19 protein-coding genes and 2 pseudogenes are annotated in these 20,588 nt (G+C 70.7%); 1 reads left to right on the forward strand and 20 read right to left on the reverse strand.

The window, feature by feature from the left end:
* The first annotated feature begins 183 nt into the window (after positions 1-183).
* On the forward strand, positions 184-474 hold the full coding sequence (locus tag x551_RS04945) for a GYD domain-containing protein (RefSeq protein WP_011829383.1): 291 nt from the start codon (positions 184-186) through the stop codon (positions 472-474).
* Positions 475-507: 33 nt separating this feature from the next.
* Here x551_RS04945 and bioB read toward each other — a convergent pair whose 3' ends face one another.
* The 20 genes and pseudogenes from bioB to x551_RS05035 form a co-directional block, all read right to left on the reverse strand.
* A complete protein-coding gene (gene bioB, locus x551_RS04950; protein WP_011829382.1) occupies positions 508-1,500 on the reverse strand; it encodes a biotin synthase BioB in 993 nt (330 codons plus the stop codon).
* 44 nt (positions 1,501-1,544) lie between these two features.
* Positions 1,545-2,804, reverse strand: a complete 1,260-nt coding sequence (locus tag x551_RS04955) for a TIGR03862 family flavoprotein (RefSeq protein ID WP_036230796.1) — start codon at positions 2,802-2,804, stop codon at positions 1,545-1,547.
* 238 nt (positions 2,805-3,042) lie between these two features.
* Positions 3,043-3,959 (reverse strand): annotated as a pseudogene (locus x551_RS04960) (SDR family oxidoreductase).
* Positions 3,956-4,888, reverse strand: a complete 933-nt coding sequence (locus tag x551_RS04965; protein ID WP_011829379.1) for a glutathione S-transferase family protein — start codon at positions 4,886-4,888, stop codon at positions 3,956-3,958. The pseudogene x551_RS04960 and the gene x551_RS04965 overlap by 4 nt, the downstream one beginning before the upstream one ends.
* A complete protein-coding gene (locus x551_RS26930) occupies positions 4,885-5,448 on the reverse strand; it encodes a fatty acid desaturase (RefSeq protein ID WP_231497562.1) in 564 nt (187 codons plus the stop codon). The genes x551_RS04965 and x551_RS26930 overlap by 4 nt, the downstream gene beginning before the upstream one ends.
* Positions 5,409-6,035 carry a fatty acid desaturase gene (locus tag x551_RS26935; protein ID WP_231497561.1) on the reverse strand — a complete coding sequence of 209 codons (627 nt, stop codon included), beginning with the start codon at positions 6,033-6,035 and terminating at the stop codon, positions 5,409-5,411. Before x551_RS26935 ends, x551_RS26930 begins: the two co-directional genes overlap by 40 nt.
* Before the next feature lie 70 nt (positions 6,036-6,105).
* On the reverse strand, positions 6,106-7,128 hold the full coding sequence (locus x551_RS04975) for an NADP-dependent oxidoreductase (protein ID WP_036230801.1): 1,023 nt from the start codon (positions 7,126-7,128) through the stop codon (positions 6,106-6,108).
* 21 nt (positions 7,129-7,149) lie between these two features.
* Positions 7,150-7,605: a PaaI family thioesterase gene (locus x551_RS04980; RefSeq protein ID WP_036230804.1), complete on the reverse strand. Its 456-nt coding sequence runs from the start codon at positions 7,603-7,605 to the stop codon at positions 7,150-7,152.
* Positions 7,606-7,636: 31 nt separating this feature from the next.
* Positions 7,637-8,908 carry a M3 family metallopeptidase gene (locus tag x551_RS23325; RefSeq protein ID WP_051511855.1) on the reverse strand — a complete coding sequence of 424 codons (1,272 nt, stop codon included), beginning with the start codon at positions 8,906-8,908 and terminating at the stop codon, positions 7,637-7,639.
* Entirely contained in the window at positions 8,866-9,636 is a 771-nt protein-coding gene (locus tag x551_RS23330; protein ID WP_152543414.1) for a hypothetical protein, read from the reverse strand. The genes x551_RS23325 and x551_RS23330 overlap by 43 nt, the downstream gene beginning before the upstream one ends.
* Positions 9,637-9,714: 78 nt before the next feature.
* A complete protein-coding gene (locus x551_RS04990; RefSeq protein WP_011829374.1) occupies positions 9,715-9,999 on the reverse strand; it encodes a Dabb family protein in 285 nt (94 codons plus the stop codon).
* The gene (locus tag x551_RS04995) at positions 9,996-10,208 is read right to left on the reverse strand and encodes a hypothetical protein (protein WP_036230806.1); all 213 of its coding nucleotides are present in this window, start codon (positions 10,206-10,208) and stop codon (positions 9,996-9,998) included. The genes x551_RS04990 and x551_RS04995 overlap by 4 nt, the downstream gene beginning before the upstream one ends.
* Positions 10,209-10,210: 2 nt before the next feature.
* Positions 10,211-12,063: pseudogene (locus x551_RS05000) on the reverse strand (acyl-CoA dehydrogenase).
* A 16-nt stretch (positions 12,064-12,079) separates the two neighbouring features.
* The gene (locus tag x551_RS05005) at positions 12,080-13,255 is read right to left on the reverse strand and encodes an acetyl-CoA C-acyltransferase (RefSeq protein WP_036230812.1); all 1,176 of its coding nucleotides are present in this window, start codon (positions 13,253-13,255) and stop codon (positions 12,080-12,082) included.
* Between the two features lie 20 nt (positions 13,256-13,275).
* Positions 13,276-15,378, reverse strand: coding sequence for a 3-hydroxyacyl-CoA dehydrogenase NAD-binding domain-containing protein (locus x551_RS05010; RefSeq protein ID WP_036247721.1), 2,103 nt, complete (start codon positions 15,376-15,378; stop codon positions 13,276-13,278).
* A gap of 102 nt (positions 15,379-15,480) precedes the next feature.
* Positions 15,481-16,188, reverse strand: a complete 708-nt coding sequence (locus tag x551_RS05015) for an ABC transporter ATP-binding protein (RefSeq protein ID WP_036230814.1) — start codon at positions 16,186-16,188, stop codon at positions 15,481-15,483.
* Positions 16,188-16,961 carry an ABC transporter ATP-binding protein gene (locus tag x551_RS05020; RefSeq protein WP_036230816.1) on the reverse strand — a complete coding sequence of 258 codons (774 nt, stop codon included), beginning with the start codon at positions 16,959-16,961 and terminating at the stop codon, positions 16,188-16,190. The genes x551_RS05015 and x551_RS05020 overlap by 1 nt, the downstream gene beginning before the upstream one ends.
* The gene (locus x551_RS05025) at positions 16,958-18,250 is read right to left on the reverse strand and encodes a branched-chain amino acid ABC transporter permease (protein ID WP_036247724.1); all 1,293 of its coding nucleotides are present in this window, start codon (positions 18,248-18,250) and stop codon (positions 16,958-16,960) included. Before x551_RS05025 ends, x551_RS05020 begins: the two co-directional genes overlap by 4 nt.
* Before the next feature lie 7 nt (positions 18,251-18,257).
* On the reverse strand, positions 18,258-19,280 hold the full coding sequence (locus x551_RS05030) for a branched-chain amino acid ABC transporter permease (protein WP_011829367.1): 1,023 nt from the start codon (positions 19,278-19,280) through the stop codon (positions 18,258-18,260).
* A 40-nt stretch (positions 19,281-19,320) separates the two neighbouring features.
* On the reverse strand, positions 19,321-20,568 hold the full coding sequence (locus x551_RS05035) for a branched-chain amino acid ABC transporter substrate-binding protein (RefSeq protein WP_036230825.1): 1,248 nt from the start codon (positions 20,566-20,568) through the stop codon (positions 19,321-19,323).
* Between the last annotated feature and the right edge of the window lie 20 nt (positions 20,569-20,588).

Below are 20,588 nucleotides of genomic sequence, written 5' to 3' on the forward strand. Positions count from 1 at the left end.
CGCGCGCCGGTCGGCCGGGCCGCCACACGGCGGCCTTGCCTTTGGCCGGTGCAGCGCCGAAGCTAACAGGCTGGTGCGATGGAAGTGCACGCGGTGCCGGGGCCGACGACGCTCCGACCGGCACGCGGCGCCAGCACGGCGGAGCGTCCCGCCCGGGTGACCGGGCTCCACGAGGGGAACGCCATGCCTGCCTTCATCACACTGGTGAACTTCACCGACCAGGGCGCACGCAGCATCAAGGACTCGCCGGAGCGCTTCGAGGCCTACAAGGCGCTGGCCGAGGGCCTGGGTGTCACGGTCAAGAGCGTGCACTGGACCCAGGGCCCCTACGACCTGGTGCTGATCACCGAGGGCCCCGAGGAAGGCGCAATGCTCAGCGCGCTGAAGATGGCGCAGCTGGGCAACGTGCGGACGCAGACGATGCGCGGCTACTCGGCCAGCGAGATGCGCGGCTTCGTCAAGAAGCTCGGCTGAGCATGCCAGCGCCCGTCATGCGGGCGCCGGGCATCAGGCCGACGTGAGGCCGAGTCGCTCGAACAGCGCCTCGTCGCGCTCGACGTCCGGGTTGCCGGTCGTCAGCAGCTTGTCGCCGTAGAAGATGGAATTGGCGCCGGCCAGGAAGCACAGCGCCTGGATCGCGTCGCCCATCTCCTGGCGGCCTGCCGACAGCCTCACGTAGGCGGTCGGCATGGTGATGCGGGCGACGGCGATGGTGCGCACGAACTCGAAGGGGTCGAGCTTGTCGCTGCCGGCCAGCGGCGTGCCCTCGACCTGCACCAGTTCGTTGATCGGCACCGACTCCGGGTGCGGGTCCAGGTTGGCCAGCTGCGCCACCAGCCCGGCGCGCTCGCGCCGGCTCTCGCCCATGCCGACGATGCCGCCGCAGCACACGTTCATGCCGGCGTCGCGCACGTGCGCCAGCGTCTGCAGGCGCTCCTCGTAGACGCGCGTGCTGATGATGCGGCCGTAGGCCTCCGGCGCGGTGTCGAGGTTGTGGTTGTAGTAGTCGACGCCCGCTTCCTTCAGCGCCTGCGCCTGCGGCTTGCTCAGCATGCCCAGCGTGCAGCAGGCCTCGAGGCCGAGCGACTTGACCTCGCGGACCAGCTCGACCACCTTCTCGATGTCGCGATCCTTGGGCTCACGCCAGGCCGCGCCCATGCAGAAGCGCGTGGCGCCGGCCGCGGCGGCGGCCTGCGCCGCCTGCCGCACCGTGGCCACATCCATCAGCTTGTCGGCCTCGACACCGGTGTCGTGGTGGACCGACTGCGGGCAGTAGGCGCAGTCCTCCGGACAACCGCCGGTCTTGATGGAGAGCAGCGTCGAGCGCTGGACCGCGTTGGCATCGAAATGCTCACGGTGCACCTGCTGGGCACGGAAGATCAGGTCGTTGAACGGCAGAGCGAACAGGGCCTCGATGGCCTCCACGCTCCAGCGTTCGCTGGACGGATGCACATGGACGGGCGCCGGGCGCACGAGATGAACAGGCTGGGTGGCAGTCATCCCGCCATTGTGCCTGCTGACGCCGTGCCGGCGTCGTGCCCGGTTCAGCGCTCGCCTGCCGCCAGCCAGGCGAGCAGGCCCTGCCCCGCGGCGCGGCCGGTGGCGAAGCAGGCATTGAGCAGGTAGCCGCCGGTCGGCGCTTCCCAGTCGAGCATCTCGCCGGCGCAGAACACGCCGGGCAGCGCCCTGAGCATCAGCCGCTCGTCGAGCGCCTCGAGGCGCACGCCGCCAGCGGTGCTGATGGCCTCGTCGACCGGCCGGGCCGCCACCAGCCGCAGTGGCAGCGCCTTCAGGGCCGCGGCGAGGCGCGCGGCGTCGTGCAACTGCTCCTTGTCGAGCAGTTCATGCAGCAGCGCGGCCTTCACGCCGTCGATGCCGAGCCGGCTCTTGAGGTGGGTCGACAGCGAGCGCGGTCCGCGCGGCCGAGCCACTTCAGCGGCCACCCAGTCCGGGTTGCGATCCGGCAGCAGGTCGAGCGTGAGGCTCGCCTCGCCGTGCGCGGCGATCTCGTCGCGCAGCAGCGCCGAGGCGGCATAGACCAGGCTGCCCTCGACGCCCGTCGCGGTGACCACGAACTCGCCCTGGCGGTGGAAGCGGCGGCCGTCGGAGGTCTCGGTACTCAGCACCACCGGCTTCACCGGCGCGCCGGCGAAGCGCTCGCGCAGGTGGGCGCTCCAACCCGGCGCCCGGCCGGCGTGCCCGATGTCGAACCCGCAGTTCGACGGCTGCAGCGGCGCCACATCGACACCGCGTGCGGCGAGCCCCGGCAGCCAGGCCCCGTCGGAGCCGAGACGCGCCCAGCTGGCGCCGCCCAGCGCCAGCAGCACGGCGTCGGGGCGCACGGTGCGCTCGCCGGTCGGGGTCGCGAAACGCAACGCACCGTCGTCGGTCCAGCCGCACCAGCGATGGCGTTGATGGAAGCTCACCCCGGCACCCCGAAGGCGCTGCAGCCAGGCCCGCAGCAGCGGTGCGGCCTTCAGGTCGCTCGGAAAGACCCGGCCGGAACTGCCGACGAAGGTCGCAATGCCCAGCGCGTTGGCCCATTGCCGCAGCGCGGACGGATCGAAGTCCGTCAGCCAGGGCGCGAGTTGTGCCTGCCGCGGGCCGTAGCGAGTGAGGAAGTCCTCGAAGGGCTCGCCATGCGTCAGGTTGAGTCCGCCCTTGCCGGCGAGCAGGAACTTGCGTCCGACCGACGGCATGGCGTCGTACAGGTCGACCTGCACGCCGCCGGCCACCAGCACCTCCGCGGCCATCAGGCCGGCGGGGCCGCCGCCGATGACCGCTGCGCGTCGAGCGCCGCTCATCTGCGGAACGGCCGCAGCGCATGCGCGGTGCGGCCGGAGGGGGCGTGGAAGGTCGGAGGCGGCTTCATGGGCGGCGCAGTGTGCCACGCGAGTCTGCCGGCCCGGCATTGCCGCGGGGAATGTCGTGGCCGGCTGTTCGGCCAGGTCAGCTCTTGCCCTGCAGCATCGTGTAGAAATAACTTTAAGAAATGAGTTTAATCATTTAAAAACAATAGCTTATGATCTGTTTTTAATGTGATTAATCACTTGAAGTTGCAGGACGCAATGCCGTCTTCAGCTGCTGGCCCAGGTCAGGCCGCGCCTCGTAGGGATCGCTGGGATTGCGGCCCTGGACGATGTCCTCCATCCGCGCCCGCACGCCGGCCAGGGCCTGTGGGTGGCTGTAGATGTAGAAGCGGCCTTCGCGCACGGCATCGAACACGAACTGCGCCACCTGCGCCGCGCTGACCCGCCCTGATTCCACGGCCTTCCCGATCATCGCGTGCGCGACGCGCTGGCTTTGCGTTGCCCGCTGCCCACGCAGCGCGGTCGGCCGGTTGCGGTGGCTGTCCCCGATCCCGGTCGGCACGAAGTAGGGGCAGAGCACCGAGGCACCGACACGTTCGGTGACGAGCCGCAGATCCTGGTACAGCGTCTCGCTGAGGGACACCACGGCATGCTTGGTGACGTTGTACACGCCCATGTTCGGCGTGTTCAGCAGCCCGGCCATCGACGCCGTGTTGACGATGTGCCCTTCGTAGCCCGCGTCCTGCGCCGCGGCCGCCAGCATCATCGGCGTGAACACGCGGACACCGTGCGCCACGCCCATCAGGTTGACCCCGATGACCCACTCCCAATCCTTCAGCGTGTGCTCCCAGATCAGCCTCCGGCACCGACGCCGGCGTTGTTGAACACCAGGTGCGGCGCGCCGAAGCGCGCCAGCGTCGCAGCCCCGAGCGCCTCGACCTCGGCGGCCTGCGCCACGTCGAGCCGGAACGGCAGCACCTCGGCCCCCAGCGCCTCGATCTCGGCCACCGCGCGCTCCAGCGCATCAGCCTGCACGTCGGCCATCACCAGCTTCATGCCCTCGCGCGCGGCGATGCGCGAGGCCTCCAGGCCGAAACCGGAACCGGCCCCGGTGATGACCGCGGTGCGGCCGGCGAACTGCTGGATCATGCCGTCGTGTCCTTCTTGATCTGGAAGCCCAAACGGGGGAAATGCACGCGCACCTGCCCTGCCCGGTCGTCGCGGCGCTCGACCGTGACGGTCTCCCGCGTCAGCCCCACCAGCGGCCCGACCACCGGGTCGCGACCGTAGTCCACCGCCGACACCGCCACGCGCTCGCCGGCCTCGAAGCCCAGGCCCGGCATCACGCTCACCGGTGCATGCGCCTTCGCCCCGGCCGCGATGGTCAGGGCCTCGTCCTCGCCGAGCGCTTCGGGTCGGCCGTGGCCGAAAGCCAGCACGCGTGCATGCCAGGCCAGCAGGTTCGGGTAAGCGTCCAGGATCCCGGCCACCGGCGGCGCGCTCTTCACGAACCACACGCAGTGCGCCACCGAGAAGTCCGCGATGCTCGCCGTGCCGCCGCCCAGGAAGGCGCGCCCGTCGGCCAGCCGCTGTTCGATCCAACCCAGGTGGTTGTGCAGCTGCGCGGTGGCGTCGCTCACGGTCGGCCAGTGCAGCCCCGTGGTCATCGCGGCGCGATCGGCGCCGAACGCCTTCAGCACCTCGGGCGGCGCGCCGGCGAAGATGGCCGCCATGCCGGCGGGCTGCAGCGTGTAGGGCACGGCGGTCCAGAACAGCGTGAAGTCGGCCCATTGCGCGATCAGCGGTGCCTCGCCCGCCGATTCGGCCGGATAGAGCGTGCGCTCGGGCGCATGGGCCTCGATCACGCGGGCGATCAGCGCGGTATCGCAGTAGATGTCGGCACCGACCTGCAGCACGGGCGTCTTGCGGTAGCCACCGGTCAGCGCCACCAGGTTCGGCTTGGGCATCATGATCGGGATGGTCACGCTGCGCCAGGCCAGCCGCTTGTAGCCCAGGATGAGCCGGGTCTTCTCGGCGAACGGCGAGGCCGGGTAGTGGTGCAGGATCAGGTCGCTCATGGGGTGGAGGCTCCGGGGAGGGTCGGTGGTGCGGCGCGGTGCGCGGGCCGTGGCGCGAAGAGGCGGCGGAAGGTGTCGGACAGGTCGCGCACCTCGGCGCCGTCGAGCACCCCCTTGGCCGCCAGCAGCCGGTGCAGCCGCGGCAGGTGGTAGTGCGGCACGGCCGGGTACAGGTGGTGCTCGAGGTGGTGATTCACGTGGTGCGGGAACAGCAGTGCGCGGCCCAGCAGGTTCAGCAGCGTGTCGGCGGCCCGGCCGCTCTTCGCCGGGCCGGTGAGGTTGCTGCGCGCCGCCGTCAGCGGTGAGCCGAGATCGGTGACCGCGCCGTGCTCGCAGATCGCGCGCAGCCGCAGGATGGGCTGCAGCACCGTCAGCAGCGGCAGCGCCCACAGCACCGCGTACTGCGCCAGCCCCTGCCAGCCCCCGAGTCCGAAGCTCGCTGCCGGCAACGCGAGCTGCGCGGCCACGACCCACCACCGGTCCTGGCGCGCGGCGCGCCGCAGGTCCGCAGAGGTGTCGTTCAGCAGCTTCTGCGACCGCAACGCACCCTCACCCCCCATGGCCGTCTCGTCGCGGATCGCCGGCGCGCCGAAGAAGTAGGCGTAGGTCTTCCAGGCATTCGCGCCGAGCAGGTCCGTGCCGAGCTTCTTCCACAGATAGGCCACGCCGCGCGGATAGCACCGTGGATCGCGGTGTCGGGGTCCTGCGGACCGTAGAGGTGGTTGTGGTGCAGGCGGTGGATCACGCGGTAGGTGCACATCGAGATCCCACCGGCCATGCCGATCAGTCGCCCCAGCACGTCGTTGAGTCGCCGGCTCGACAGCAGTCGGTAGTGCGCCGCCTCATGGGCCAGGATGAAGAAGCCGTGCTGCTGCACCCCGACCACGAGAACGCTCGCCAGCACCCAGGGGCTGGGCCAGACGGCCAGCCCGAACGTGATCGCCGCGGCACTGACGCCGACGCTGAGCGCCAGCGCGCCCATCGAGCGGCAGTCGTTCAGGCGCGTCAGCGGTGCGAGCTCCTGCGCGCCGAGCACGCGGCGCGCGGCAGCCGCGCCCTGCCCGGCGCGCGCCACGGTCGCGGCCAGCGGACGCAGATCCTCGCGGAACTCGTCACCCGCTTGCGTCGGTGGCGTGCCGTGGTTCATGAGGGGCTCCTGCGCGGCGTCCAGCCTGAAGCTTCGACGGCTCGACGGGCCTGCCGGTTCCGGCCGGGGCTCAGACCAGCTTCACCAGCTGCTTGCCGAAATTGCGGCCCTTCAGCAACCCGAGGAAGGCCTGCGGCGCACCGGCCAGGCCCTCGGCGACGCTCTCGCGGTACTTGAGCCGGCCGCTCGCGACCGCCGCACCCAGTTCCTTCAGTGCCTGCGGCCACAAGGCCGTGTGCTCGGTGACGATGAAGCCCTGCAGCTTCATCCGGTTCACCAGGATCAGCGAGGGGTTCTGCATCGGGATCGGCTCGCCGTTGTAGCCGGCGATCATCCCGCAGAAGGCGATGCGGCTGAAGGCGTTGGCGCGCAGCATCACGGCGTCGAGGATCAGGCCGCCGACGTTCTCGAAGTGACCGTCGATGCCGTTCGGACAGGCCGCCTTCAGCGCCGCGCTCAGCGACTTGAGATCCGGGTGCTGGCGATAGTCGATGCAGGCGTCGAAGCCCAGCTCGCCGCTGACGTAGGCGCACTTCTCCGGCCCGCCGGCAAGGCCGACCACGCGGGCACCGCGCGCCTTCGCCAGCTGCCCCACCGCACCGCCGACCGCACCGCTCGCCGCGCTGACCACGACCGTCTCGCCGGCCTGCGGCGCGATGATCTGCGTGAGGCCGTACCACGCCGTCACGCCCGGCATGCCGACAGCGCCCAGGTAGGCCGACAGCGGGATCTGCGTGGTGTCGACCTTCTGCAGCGCGCCGCGCTGCCTGGCGTCGACCGTCTGGTAGAGCTGCCAGCCGCCCATGCCGACCACGGCATCGCCGACAGCAAAGGACGCGTGGCGCGAGGCCACCACCTCGCCGACGGTGCCGCCGATCATCACCTCGCCCAGCGGCTGGGGCTGGGCGTAGCTGCGGGCCTCGTTCATGCGGCCGCGCATGTAGGGGTCGAGCGACAGGTAGTGGTGGCGCACGCGCACCTGGCCGTCCTCCAGCTCGGCCAGCGGCGTCTCGACGAGGCGGAAGTTGTCGACCGTCGGTTCGCCATCGGGCCTCGAGGCGAGCAGGATCTGCTGGTTGATCGTTGCGGTCATGGTGTGTCTCCGGTGCGGATTTCAGTCGGAGCCGCTGCCGTCAAGACGGCGCTGCAGCGACTTGGGCTCACGCGCGCCGGCCGGCAGCGCGCGCAGGTACTTGAAGGTGCCTGTCGCATGTGCGCACAGCACGCCGTCCTCGCCGAGCACGCGGCCTTCGCAGAACGCCAGCGTGGCCGTGCGGTGCAGCAGCCGGCCGTGGCAACGCAGCAGGCCCTCGCCGGGACGCAGGAAGCTGGTCTTCATCTCCACGGTCACGACGCCGGGGCCGAGCCCGGCCTGCGCGAAGTTGCTGCTGCGCGCGGCATGCGCCATCGCGACGTCGAGCAGGGTCATCGTCAGACCGCCGTGGGCGACCTGGAAGGAATTGGTCAGCGCGTCCACGACGCGCACCGTGATCTCGGCCTCGCCGTCGGAAAGACGGACCAGTTCGAAGCCGAGCTGCTCCACGAAGGGAATGAGTACCGGGAAGTCCATCGTGTCGGGTCCGTGCCGTGAACGCGCCGCCTCAGCGCTCGAGCCACTCGAAGAACGCGGCGTTGCTCGGCGCACGCCCCAGGAAGCGCGCCACCAGCTCGGCGGGCGGAGCCTGGCCGCCGTTGGCCAGCACCGTCTCACGGTAGCGACGACCGACGGCCGGGTCCAGCGGGTCGGCCGCGAAGGCGGTGCGCAGATCCTGCGCGATCGCCAGGCTCCAGAGGTAGGCGTAGTAGCCGGCGCCGTAGCCGCCGGCCACGTGCGAGAAGCCGGCCGGGAACAGCGAGCCGGGCTCGTAGCCGAGCGGCGTGGCGCTCTCCATGCGGGCCCACAGCGCCATCGGGTCCGGCGCGTCCTTGTCGTGCAGCGCGAGGTCGTAGCTGGCGTACAGATGCTGGCGCGCGAACTGCAGCCCCTTGGCGAAGCTGCGCGATTGCACGGCGCGCGCCAGCAGGTCGGCTGGCACCGGCTCGCAGCTCGCGCAGACCTGCTGGAACAGCGCCAGCACCTGGGCGTCGTAGACCCATTCCTCCAGCATCTGCGATGGCGCCTCGACGAAGTCGAGCTTGACCGCGGTCCCGGCCTGTGCGGCATAGCGCGTGTGCGACAGCGTGACGTGCAGCGCATGGCCGAACTCGTGCAGCAGCGTTTCCAGCTCGTCGATCGTCAGGCCCTGGCGGTCGAAGTTGGTCACCAGCGCGGCCGTCGGCAACTGCCCGCTCCAGGTCGACGAGCCGCGCAGCGGCCACACCGCCGCGTGGCCGTACTTGTCGGCACGGGGGTAGAGATCGAGGTAGAGCGTGGCCAGCGGCGTGCGGCCGGCGGCGTCGACCACGACGTAGGCCTTGGCGTCGGGATGCCACAGCGACTGAGGCACCGGCTCGAAGCCCACGCCGAACAGCCGCCCGGCGAGCGCGAACACGAAGTCGACGCTGGCCTGCGGCGGGAAATAGCGCCGGAAGCTCTCCTGGTCGAGCGCCAGGCGCTCGCGCTTGACGCGCTCGAGGTAGTAGCCCACGTCCCAGCGTTTCAGCGGCGTGGTGTCGGGCGCCGTCTTCAACTCGGCGGCCTTGGCGGCACGCAGTTCGGACAGATCGCGTTCCTCGCGCTCGCCCAGCTCGCCCTTCACCTCGCCGAGGAAGGCCTGCACGTTGCCCACGTTCAGCGCCATGCGACGGCGCAGCGTGAAATCGGCATAGCTCTCGACACCGAACAGGCGCGCGTAGCTGCGGCGCTTCTCGCCCAGCCGCGCCAGCGTCTTCAGGTTCGCCTGGCCGCCGCGCGCCTGGAAGGCCCGCCACATGCGTTCGCGTGCCCCGGGCTGCGCGCGTTCTCCACCACCGGCGAGTAGGTCGGGTAGTCGAGCCCCAGCAGCACCCGGCCCTGCGCGTCGCGGGGGGCGGTGCTCCACACACTGGCCGGCACCCCGTCGAGTTCGCTGTCGGTGAAGGCGACGCGGGTCTTGTCCTCGCGCAGGCGACGCTCGAAGTCCTGCGACAGGCGGCCCAGTTCGTCGTTGAGCGCGCGTGCGCGGTCGCGCTTCGCGGCCGGCAAGCCGACCCCGGCGTCCTCGAAACTCGCGAGCAGATCGGCCCGCATCTGCCGGTCGATCGCATCGACCGGCTGCAGCGCCTGCAGACGCCGGTAGATCCTGGGGTTCTGGTACAGCCGGCTGGTGAAGGCCTGGTAACGCAGCTCGCAGGCCTCGGCCGCGTCGCGTACCGGCTTGTCGGGGTGCACGTTCGCCAGGAAGAACACCGGCGACAGGCTGTCGTCGACTGTCTGTCCGAGCCGGTCGATCTCGATCAGCACGCCGTCCGGGCCGCGACCGGCCGCGATGCGCCGCGCCTGCGCCTCGATCTCGCGCAGCGTGCGGTCGCAACGCGCCTTCACGGCGGCGCCGTCGCGGTAGCTCGGAAAGACGTAGGGCGCGGTGTCGGCCGCGGCGCTCCAGCCGCTGACGCCGAACAGGGCGACGCAACTCGACAGCCGAAGCAGCCGGGACAGGAAAGCGAGGACGGAAGCGTTCATGCGGATCGGGAAGGGAGAGGTGTCGGCGATCATCGGGACGAGGCGACGCCGACCGCGTGCGGTGGGCGCCGACCGGCCTCAGGCCGACCGGTAATCGACCACGCGCCGGTCGCTGCGCAGCGGCCCGAGCTGCGCGGCGACCGCCTGATGGGCCGGATGCTGCTGGTAGGCGTCGAGCGCCGCAGCGTCGGCGAATGCGGACACCAGCACCACGTCGGCATTGGCTTCCAGGCCGGGCGTGCGGATCCCGACATCGAAGGCCAGCATGCCCGGCACCAGGTCGGAACAGCTGTCGAGCAGGTCCTTGAAGCGCGGCGCGTCGGCCGGGTCCTTGAGCGTCCAGATCACCACATGGTGGATCATCGCGGCCTCCCTTTGCCGTCACCCTGGGCCGGCAGGCGCGAGCGCAGCCAGATCATCACCGCGCCGACGGCGATCAGCGCCGAGCCGCTCCACGCGAGGGCGTGGCCGAGCACGGCGGCGGCGTCAATCGTCCAGAGGCCGAGCATCAGCAGCGCCATGCCGCCGAAGATCAGCGGCCAGATCAGGGAGTCGAGGGTTTGCGGTTTCATCGTCAGAGGCAGTCGGGGTCCAGGTCGCGGCAGGTCGCGTCGCGCGTCTCGACCACCGCGAGCCAGGCCGTGATCTTGGGCAGCTCGTAGTGGAAGAAGTAGCGCGCCGCGGCGAGCTTGCATGGTAGAGCGCCGCTGCGGTGCTACCTGACGCCGTGTCGCTGCCAGCGTCCAGCGCCGCGCGGGCGGCCAGCGCCAACTCCAGCCACATCCACGCCAGCACCACGTGGCCGAAGGCTTGCAGGTAGGGCGTGGCATTGGCCAGCGCGTCGCGCGGCTCACCGCTGGCCCAGGCCGCCTTGGTGGCGGCGCCCAGGTGCTGCAGCGCCCGCGCCAGCGCGTTGCCCTGCTCCGCCAGCCCTGCCACCTGGCCGGCCCGGGCGATGCTGGCGTCGATGCGGCCGGCCAGCAGCCTCAGGCCCTTTCCTCCATCCATCACCACCTTGCGGCCCAGCAGGTCCAGCCCCTGGATGCCGTGGGTGCCCTCGTGGATCATGTTCAGCCGGTTGTCGCGCCAGTGCTGCTCGACCGGGAAATCGCGCGTGTAGCCGCTGCCGCCGAGCACCTGGATCGCCAGGCTGTTGGCCTCCAGGCACCACTCGCTGGGCCAGCTCTTCGCGATCGGCGTCAGCAGCTCCAGCAGCACACCGGCCTCGGCCTGCTCGGTCGCGCTGCCGCTGCGCTTGTCGTCGACCAGCCGCGCGCAGTAGAGCGCCAGCGCCAGACCGCCCTCGACGTAGGCCTTCTGCGCCAGCAGCATGCGCTTCACGTCGGCGTGCTCGACGATGGGCACCGGCGGGCGGCCGGCGTCCTTGGCGCCGAGCGGCCGGCCCTGCGGCCGCTGCTTCGCGTAGGCCAGGCTGCTCTCGTAGCCGGCGTAGCCCAGCATCACCGCGCCGAGGCCGACGCCGATGCGCGCCTCGTTCATCATGTGGAACATGCAGCGCAGGCCCTCGCCCGGCGCGCCGACGCGGTAGCCGACCGCCCCGGCCGCACCACCCGGCCGGAAGCGGCCTTCGCCGAAGTTCAGCAGCGTGTTGGTGGTGCCGCGGTAGCCGAGCTTGTGGTTCAGGCCTGCCAGCGCCACGTCGTTGCGCTCGCCGGTGAGTCGGCCCCCGGGCTGCACCAGCCACTTGGGCACGATGAACAGCGACAGGCCCTTCACGCCGGCCGGCAGCGTGCCGTCGTCCGCGGGGATCTTGGCGAGCACGAGGTGGACGATGTTCTCGGTGAGCTCGTGCTCGCCACCCGAGATCCACATCTTGTGGCCACTGAGCCGGTAGCGCGGCCCCAGCGGATCGTGCTCGCTTCCCTCGCCGTCGGGGCGCGCGCGGGTGGTGACGTCGCCGAGGCTGGAGCCGGCCTGCGGCTCGGACAGGCACATGCTGCCGAACCAGCGACCGGAGAACTCGTGCCGCGCGAAGCTGTCGATCTGCTGCGGCGTGCCGTGCGCCATCAGCAGGCTGGCGTTGCCGGTGGTCAGCATCGCGTAGGCACTGATCGCCACGCTGCCCTTGAAGAAGCAGGCGTTGGCGGCCATCTCGACCACGCAGGGCAACTGCATGCCGCCGATCTCGGCGTCCTGCGCCGCAGCCAGCATGCCCGACGCGGCGTAGGCCTCGGTCGCGGTCCTGGTGCTCTCCGGCAAGTGCACGCGCTCGCCGTCGAAGTGCGGCTCCTGCACGTCGGCGCGCCGGTTGGCCGGCTCGAAGGTCTCGCGGGCGATGCGTTCGCAGGTGTCGAGCACCGCGTCGAAGGTCTCGCGGCTGTGCTCGGCGAAGCGCGGGCGTTGCGTCAGCGTCTCGACGCGCAGCCAGTCGTGCAGCAGGAAGTCGAGCGTGGCGCGGAAGCTCATGATGCGAGTCGGCGGTTCACAGCACCTCGAACACGCCGGCGGCGCCCATGCCGCCGCCGATGCACATCGTGACCGCCACCCGCTTCGCGCCGCGGCGCCGTCCTTCGAGCAGCGCATGGCCGACCAGGCGCTGGCCGCTGACGCCGTAGGGATGGCCCACCGCGATCGCTCCGCCGTTGACGTTGAGCCGCTCCATCGGCAGGCCCAGGCGGTCGGCGCAGTACAGCACCTGCACCGCGAAGGCCTCGTTGAGTTCCCACAGGTCGATGTCGTCGACGGCCAGGCCCAGGCGCTGCAGCAGCTTGGGCACCGCGAACACCGGGCCGATGCCCATCTCGTCGGGCTCGCAGCCGGCCACCGCGAAGCCAAGGAAGCGGCCCAGCGGCTTCAGGCCCCGGCGCTCGGCCAGCGCCTCGTCCATCACCACGCAGGCTCCGGCGCCGTCGGAGAACTGGCTGGCGTTACCGGCCGCCACCACGCCGCCCGGCAGCGCGCTGCGGATACCGGCCACCGCCTCGTAGGTCGTGCCGGGGCGCAGGCCCTCGTCGGCGCTGACCGTCACGTCCCGGCTGCGCACACCGCGCACCGGATCGGCCGTGCCGGTCGTCACCGTGACGGCCACGATCTCGTCGGCGAACCGGCCGGCCTCCTGCGCCGCGCAGGCCTTCTGCTGGCTGGCGGCACCGTAGCGGTCCATGCGCTCTCGCTCGATGCCGTAGCGCCGCGCCACCGTCTCGGCGGTCTGCAGCATCGGCCAGTAGATCTCGGGCTTGTGCTCGCGCAGCCAGGGGTCGGCCAGCAGGTGCTGGTTCATCTCGTTCTGCACGCAGGAGATGCTCTCCACGCCGCCGGCCACGTAGGTGCTGCCCTCGCCCGCCACGATGCGCTGCGCAGCCAGCGCGATGCTCTGCAGGCCGCTGGAGCAGAAACGGTTGACGGTGAGGCCGCTCACCGTGACTGGCAACCCGGCCCGCAACGCGACCTGGCGCGCGATGTTGCTGCCGGTCGCGCCCTCGGGGAAGGCGCAGCCGAGGATCACGTCCTCGACCTCCGCGGGCTCGATGCCGGCGCGCTGCACCGCGGCCTGCACCGCGAAGCCGCCGAGCGTCGCGCCGTGGGTCATGTTGAAGGCGCCCTTCCAGCTGCGGGCGAGCGGCGTGCGGGCGGTGGAGACGATCACTGCTTTCGTCATGATGCTTGGCGTCCTCGCGTTTACAGGCCGTGGCCGAAGGTCTTGCCGTCGGCAGCCAGGCGCGCCAGCAGCGGCGCCGGCTCCCAGAAGGCCGCGTCGTCGAGCGGGTTGTGCTGGAAGCGCCGCATCGCGCGCACCACGTTGAACAGGCCCACCTCGTCGGCATGGCGCATCGGCCCGCCGCGGTGCAGCGGGAAGCCGTAGCCGGTGAGGTAGACCATGTCGATGTCGCCGGCCTTGGCCGCGATCCCCTCCTCGAGCAGGTGCGCGCCCTCGTTCACCAGCGCGTAGACCAGGCGCTCGACGATCTCGTCGTCGCCGATCTTGCGCGGCGTGATGCCCAGCGTCCTGCGATGGCCTTCGATCAGCTCGAGCACCACCGGCGACGGGATCGCGTCGCGCTTGCCGGCCTGGTAGTCGTACCAGCCGGCACCGGTCTTCTGGCCGAAGCGGCCGGTCTCGCACAGCAGGTCGGGGGTCTTGCTGTACTGCATGTGCGGCCGTTCGGCGTAGCGACGCTTGCGGATCGCCCAGCCGATGTCGTTGCCCGCCAGGTCGCTCATGCGGAACGGACCCATCGCGAAGCCGAAGCGCTCGATCGCCTTGTCCACCTGCTGTGGCGTGCTGCCTTCGTCGACCAGCAGGAAGGCCTGGCGCAGGTACTGCTCGACCATGCGGTTGCCGATGAAACCGTCGCAGACGCCCGAGACCACGCAGGTCTTGCGGATCTTCTTGCCCAGCTGCATCACAGTGGCGAGCACGTCCTTGCCCGTCTGCTCACCGCGCACCACCTCCAGCAGCTTCATCACGTTGGCCGGGCTGAAGAAGTGGGTGCCGATCACGTCCTGTGGCCGCCGCGTGAACGCGGCGATGCGGTTCAGGTCCAGCGTGGAGGTGTTGGACGCGAGGATGGCGCCGGGCTTCATCACCTCGTCGAGGCGACGGAACACCTGTTCCTTGACGCCCAGGTCCTCGAACACCGCCTCGATCACCACGTCGGCGTCGGCCAGGTCGGCGTAGTCCAGCGTCGTGCTCAACAGGCCCAGGCGCTGCTCGGCCCGCTCGGCCGTGAGCTTGCCCTTCTTCACATGCGCCTCGTAGTTGCGTCGGATCGTGGCCACGCCGCGATCCAGCGCCTCCTGCTTCGTCTCGAGCATCACCACCGGCAGTCCGGCGTTGAGGAAGTTCATCGCGATGCCGCCGCCCATGGTGCCGGCGCCGATGACGGCGAGCCGCTTCACGCTGCGCACCGGCGTGTCGGCCGGCACGTCGGCGATCTTGCCCGCCGCGCGCTCGGCCATGAACACATGCCGCAGCGCACGCGACTCGGGCGTGAGCATCAGCGCGGTGAAGGTCGACCACTCCAGCCGCAGGCCCTCATCGAACGGCAGCGCCACCGAGGCGGCGACCATGTCGATGCACTTGCGCGGCGCCGGGAACTGCGGGGCCATCGCGGTGGCGGTGTTGCGGGCGAACTGGAAATAGGCGTCGGCGTTCGGGTGATGGGCCGTGAGCCGGCGCACCAGCGGCAGCGGGCGCCGAGCCGCCACTTCGGCCGCGAAGGCCAGCGCCGCGGTCATCAGATCGCCCTCGACCAGCCGGTCGAACAGCCGCTGGCCGGGCAGCGCCGCGAGCCGCTCGCTCGCCACCGGCTCGCCGCTGAGGATCATGTTCAGCGCGTCCTCGACGCCCAGCACGCGCGGCAGGCGCTGCGTGCCGCCGGCCCCCGGGATCAGGCCGATCTTCACCTCCGGCAGGGCGACCTGGCAGCCCGGCGCGGCCACGCGGTAATGGCAGCCGAGCGCGAGCTCCAGTCCGCCACCCATGCAGACCGTGTGCAGCGCGGCGATCACCGGCTTGCCCGACGCCTCGATGGCGAGGATGAGGCTCAGCAGGTTGGGCTCGCGCATCGCCTGCGGCGTGTCGAACTCGCGGATGTCGGCGCCGCCCGAGAAGGCCCGGCCGGCGCCGGTGATCACGATCGCCTGCACCGCCGGATCGTCCTGGGCACGCACCAGGCCGTCGGCCACGTCGCGCCGGGTGGCATGGCCCAGGCCGTTGACCGGCGGGTTGTCGAGCGTGATGACGGCCGCCGGGCCGTGGACTGCATAACGGGCACTCATGGATCGGGCTCTCCAGGACGACAGTCGGAAATAGAACGATCGTTCGATTCTGGCCCAGGAGCGGCGCGGCGGCGTGTCGCTGCCGTGACAGCCGTGCCGGACTCAGACCTCCAGCCACTCCCGGCGGACTTCGGCGTCAGCGCGCAGGTCCGCCGGCGTGCCCTCGAACACGATGCGCCCGTGGCCCATGACATAGCAGCGCTGGGCGACGTCGAGTGCGATGGTGAGCTTCTGCTCGACCAGCAGCACGGCCATGCCACGCTGCTGCAGTTCGCGCAGGAAGCCCGCCACCTGGTCCACCAGTTTCGGCGCCAGGCCTTCGGTCGGTTCGTCGACCAGCACCAGGTCGGGATCGCCCATCAGCGTGCGGCACAGCGTCAGCATCTGCTGCTCGCCGCCCGACAGCAGGCCCGCCTCGGTGTGCTCGCGCTCCTTCAGGCGCGGGAACATCCGGTACATGTCGTCGAGGCGCCAGCGTGGCGGCCGCGCCGGCTGGCCCGCCCCACCTTTCTGCCCGAGCTGCAGGTTCTGCAGCACCGTCAGGCCGGGGAACACGTCACGGCTCTCGGGCACGTAGCCGACGCCGCGGCGCGCGATGTCGAACGGGGCGCGCCCCAGCAACTCCTCGCCCCGCCACGTGACGCTGCCGCGGCCGTCGACCAGGCCCATCACCGCCTTCGCGGTGGTCGAGCGGCCCGAGCCGTTGCGGCCCAGCAGGCTGACGATCTCGCCCGGCTGCACCTGCAGCGACACGCCGTGCAGCACGTGGCTCTTGCCATAGTAGGCGTGGAGCTCGTCGAGGCGCAGCATCACGCGTCCCCGACCGCCAGCGCGGCACCCAGGTAGGCCTCCTGCACCGTCGCATTGGCCCGCACGGCGGCGGGCGTGTCGCAGGCGATCACCTCGCCGTAGACCAGCACCGCGATGCGATCGGCCAGATCGAACACCACGCCCATGTCGTGCTCCACGGCCAGCAGCGTGCGGCCCTCGCTCGCCTCGCGGATCAGCTGCACGAAGCGGCGCGTCTCGCTGCGGCTCATGCCGGCGGTGGGCTCGTCGAGCAGGATCACGCCGGCGCCGCCGGCGATCGTCAGGCCGATCTCCAGTGCGCGCTGCTCGGCGTAGGTCAGGTCGGCTGCCGCCACGTCGCGCTTGCGGTCGAGGTGCAGCATCGCCATCACCTGCTCGGCGCGCTCGTTGGCGTCGCGCAGGTCGGCCAGGAACTTCCAGAACGCGTAGCGATGCCCCAGGCTCCACAGCACGGCGCAGCGCAGGTTCTCGAACACCGACAGACGTGTGAACAGGTTGCTGACCTGGAAGCTGCGCGCCAGGCCCAGGCGGTTGATCTCGTGCGGTGCGCAGCCGTCGATGCGCGCCCCGTGCAGCCGGATCTCGCCGCTGCTGGGCGCGAAGCGCCCGCTGATGAGGTTGAACAGCGTCGACTTGCCGGCGCCGTTGGGTCCGATCAGCGCCACGCGCTCGCCGGAGCGCACCTGCAGGTCGGCGCCGCGGATGATCTCGGTCTTGCCGAAATGCTTGCGCACGCCGCGCAGCTCGAGCGCGAAGTCGGCCGTGGGGCTCACGAGGCCTCCTTCTGCCGGATCTCGTGCGCGATTTCCTGCTGCACGGCGCCCCATCGACGGGCGAACTCGCGGCGCGTGAGCTCGAACAGGCCCAGCCCGGCCAGCGCGACCAGGACTGCGCCGCACCAGCTGTCGACGCCATGCGGCTCCAGCGGCACGCCCAGGTAGCGCAGCGGGCCGCCGCCCAGCGCGGCGTCGAGCCGCAGGTGATACACCATCTCGATCATCGCGCCGACGCCGGCCAGCACCGTGAGCGCCGTGCCGGCGAGCGCGAGGTAGGCCGGCCACAGCGGACGCAGCCGGCCGTAGGCCGCGACGCGCAGGTTCATCATCACCAGACCGGCCAGGCCGCCCGGCGCGTACATCACCATGATCAGGAAGACGAGGCCGAGGTAGAGCAGCCAGGCCTGGGTGAACTCGCTGAACAGCACGAAGGCCAGCACCATCAGCACGGCGCCGAGGATGGGGCCGAAGAAGAAGCCCGCGCCGCCGAGGAAGGTGAACAGCAGGTAGGCCCCCGAGCGCTGCAGGCCCACGACCTCGGCGGTGACGATCTCGAAGTTCAGTGCGTGCAGGCCCCCCGACAGGCCGGCGAAGCCGCCCGCGATGACGAAGGTGAGATAGCGCACCCGCTGGGCGTCGTAGCCGATGTAGCCGACCCGCTCCGGGTTGTCGCGCACCGCGTTGAGCATGCGACCCAGCGGCGTGCGCGTGAAGGCGAACATCGCCGCCGTGGCGAAGAAGGTGTAGAGCGCGATCAGGGCATAGACCTGGATCTGCGGACCGAAGCTGATGCCCGCCACCGGCGCACCGATCACGCGGTCGGCGGCGACGCCGGCCTCGCCGCCGAAGAACTCGGGGACCATCAGCGACATCGCGAACACCAGCTCCGCCAGGCCCAGCGTGATCATCGCGAACGGCGTGCCCGACTTGCGGGTGGTGACGAAGCCCAGCAGCAGCGCGACGCCGATCCCGGCGAGTGCGCCGACCAGCGGCACCAGGCTCACCGGCAGCGGCAGCTGCCCGTCGGCCGCGCGGTTGAGCGCATGGATCGCCAGGTAGGCGCCGAGGCCGCTGTAGACCGCGTGGCCGAAGCTGAGCATGCCGCCCTGCCCCAGCAGCATGTTGTAGGACAGGCAGGCGATGATCGCGATGCCCATCTGCGACAGCAGCGTCAGCGACAGGCCGCTGCCGAACAGCAGCGGCGCCACGGCCAGCAGCAGCGCGAACAGCCCCCAGACGAGACCGCGCGCCACGTTGCGCGGGCGGTATCGGAACACCGGCGCCATGGCCTGCTCAGCCTTCCCGCGTGCCGAGCAGTCCGCGGGGGCGGAAGATCAGCACAAGCACCAGCAGCAGGTACGGCAGGATCGGTGCGACCTGCGAGACCGTGAGCCGCAGCAGCGAGTTGCCCGCCGCGGCAGGGCCGACCTCCAGGCCCAGCGAGCGCAGCAGCGCGCCGAGCGAGTAGTCCACCGCGACCGCGAAGGTCTGCAGCACGCCGATCAGCAGCGACGCCACGAAGGCGCCCGGCAACGAGCCCATGCCGCCGACCACCACCACGACGAAGATCACCGAGCCGACGGTAGCCGCCATCGCCGGTTCGGTGACGAAGGTGCTGCCGCCGATCACGCCGGCCAGCCCGGCCAGCGCCGCACCGGCGCCGAACACCCCCATGAACACGCGCGGCACGTTGTGCCCCAGCGCCTCGGCCATCTCGGGGTGGGTCAGTGCCGCCTGGATCACCAGGCCGACGCGGGTGCGGGTGATCAGCAGCCACAGCGCCAGCAGCATCAGCAGGGCCACCAGCATCATGAAACCACGCGTGGCAGGGAACGGCGAGCACACGGCCCCGGCGGCGCTGCACAGGGCGGCCGGCGCCGCCCCCCACAGCAGCTGCAGGCCCTCACCCGCCGTCGCCACCAGCGTGAAGGCCGGGCCGCGCAGCGCGGCGGGTGGCTGGAAATCGAGCGCGACGCGCCCCCACAGCAACTGCACCACTTCCAGGATGACGTAGGACAGGCCGAAGGTCACCAGCAGCTCGGGCACATGGCCGTGGCGGTGCAGGCGGCGCAGGCAGGCGCGCTCGAACAACGCCCCGAGCACTCCGACCGCCAACGGCGCCAGCACCAGCGCGGGCCAGAAGCCGACCCCCTTGGCGATCGTGTAGCCCAGGTAGGCGCCCAGCATGTAGAAGCTGGCGTGCGCGAAGTTCAGCACGCCCATCAGGCTGAAGATCAGCGTCAGCCCCGAGCTGAGCATGAACAGCAGCAGCCCGTAGCTCAGGCCGTTGAGCATCGAGAGGGTGAAGAACTCCATCGGGCGCCCGTGCTCGCGTCCGCGCTGCAGAGAACGAGGCCTAGGGCCGCTTCATCTGGCAGCTGGTGGGCGTGCTCGACACGAAGGCCGGCAACTCCTTGACCGGCGCCAGCGTCATGCCGGTGTTCTCCGGGCTGTACGGGAACTTCGCGTCGGCCTGCTGCCACACCGTGATGAAGAGCGGCTGCTGCAGCTGGTGGTCGGACTTGCGCATCTCGACCTCGCCGCTGAAGCTGTTGAACTTCAGGCCCTCCATCGCCGCCGCCACCTTCAGCGGCTCGGTCGACTTCGCCCGCGCCATCGCCTGCGAGAGGATGTTGTAGATGTGGACCACCGAGCCGGTGTAGAAGTCGTCGTTGAGCTTCTGCCGGAACTCGTTCTGCCATTGGCCCATCGCGCCGGGCATGTTGTAGTGGTGGTAGGCGACCTGGTAGACACGGCCGTCGAAGTTGCGGCCGAGCGCCGTGGGCGCGCCGGTCACGCCGGTGTAGTAGGTGAAGAACCGCCCGGCGTAGCCGCTCTCGTTGGCGGCCTTCATCAGCAGAGACAGGTCGGAGCCCCAGTTGCCGGTGATCACGCTGTCGGCCCCGCTCGCCTTGATCTTGGCGATGTACGGCGCGAAGTCGCGCACCTGCGCGAGCGGGTGGAAGTCTTCGCCGACCACCTGCACGTCGGGCCGCTTCTTCGCCAGGTTCTCCTTCGCGTAGCGCGCCACCTGCTGGCCGTGCGAGTAGTTCTGGTTGAGCAGGTAGACCTTCTTGACGTCGGGAAGGTCCTTGATGAAGGTCGTGAGCGCCTCCATCTTCATGGAGGTATCGGCGTCGAAGCGGAAGTGCCAGTAGCTGCAGCGGCTGTTGGTGAAGTCGGGGTCGACCGCGGAGTGGTTGAGGTAGATCACCTCCTTGCCCGGGTTGCGCTCGTTGTGCTTGGCCACCGCATCGATCATCGCGCCGGCCACCGAGGAACCGTTGCCCTGCGTCACGTAGCGCACGCCCTGGTCCACCGCGGACTTCAGCGCGTTGACGGTTTCGCTGGGGCTGAGCTTGTTGTCGAACGGGACGATCTCGAAGCGCACGCCGGCCGGGTTGAGCCGGGGATCCTTGTTGAACTTCTCGGCGAAGAACTGGAAGCTCCGGACCTGGTTCTGGCCCACCGGGGCCATCAGGCCCGACAGCGGGTCGATCCAGGCGATCTTGACGGTCTCGCCCTTCTGCGCCGCCGCCGTGCCCACGGCCAGCAGCATCAGCGAACCGACCGCCGTTCGGTGCATCCAGGTCGCGATCCGCATCATCGTCTCCGCTCGTGGTG

It is taken from the genome of Methylibium sp. T29 (assembly GCF_000576205.1).
Classification (GTDB): Bacteria; Pseudomonadota; Gammaproteobacteria; order Burkholderiales; family Burkholderiaceae_C; genus Methylibium; species Methylibium petroleiphilum.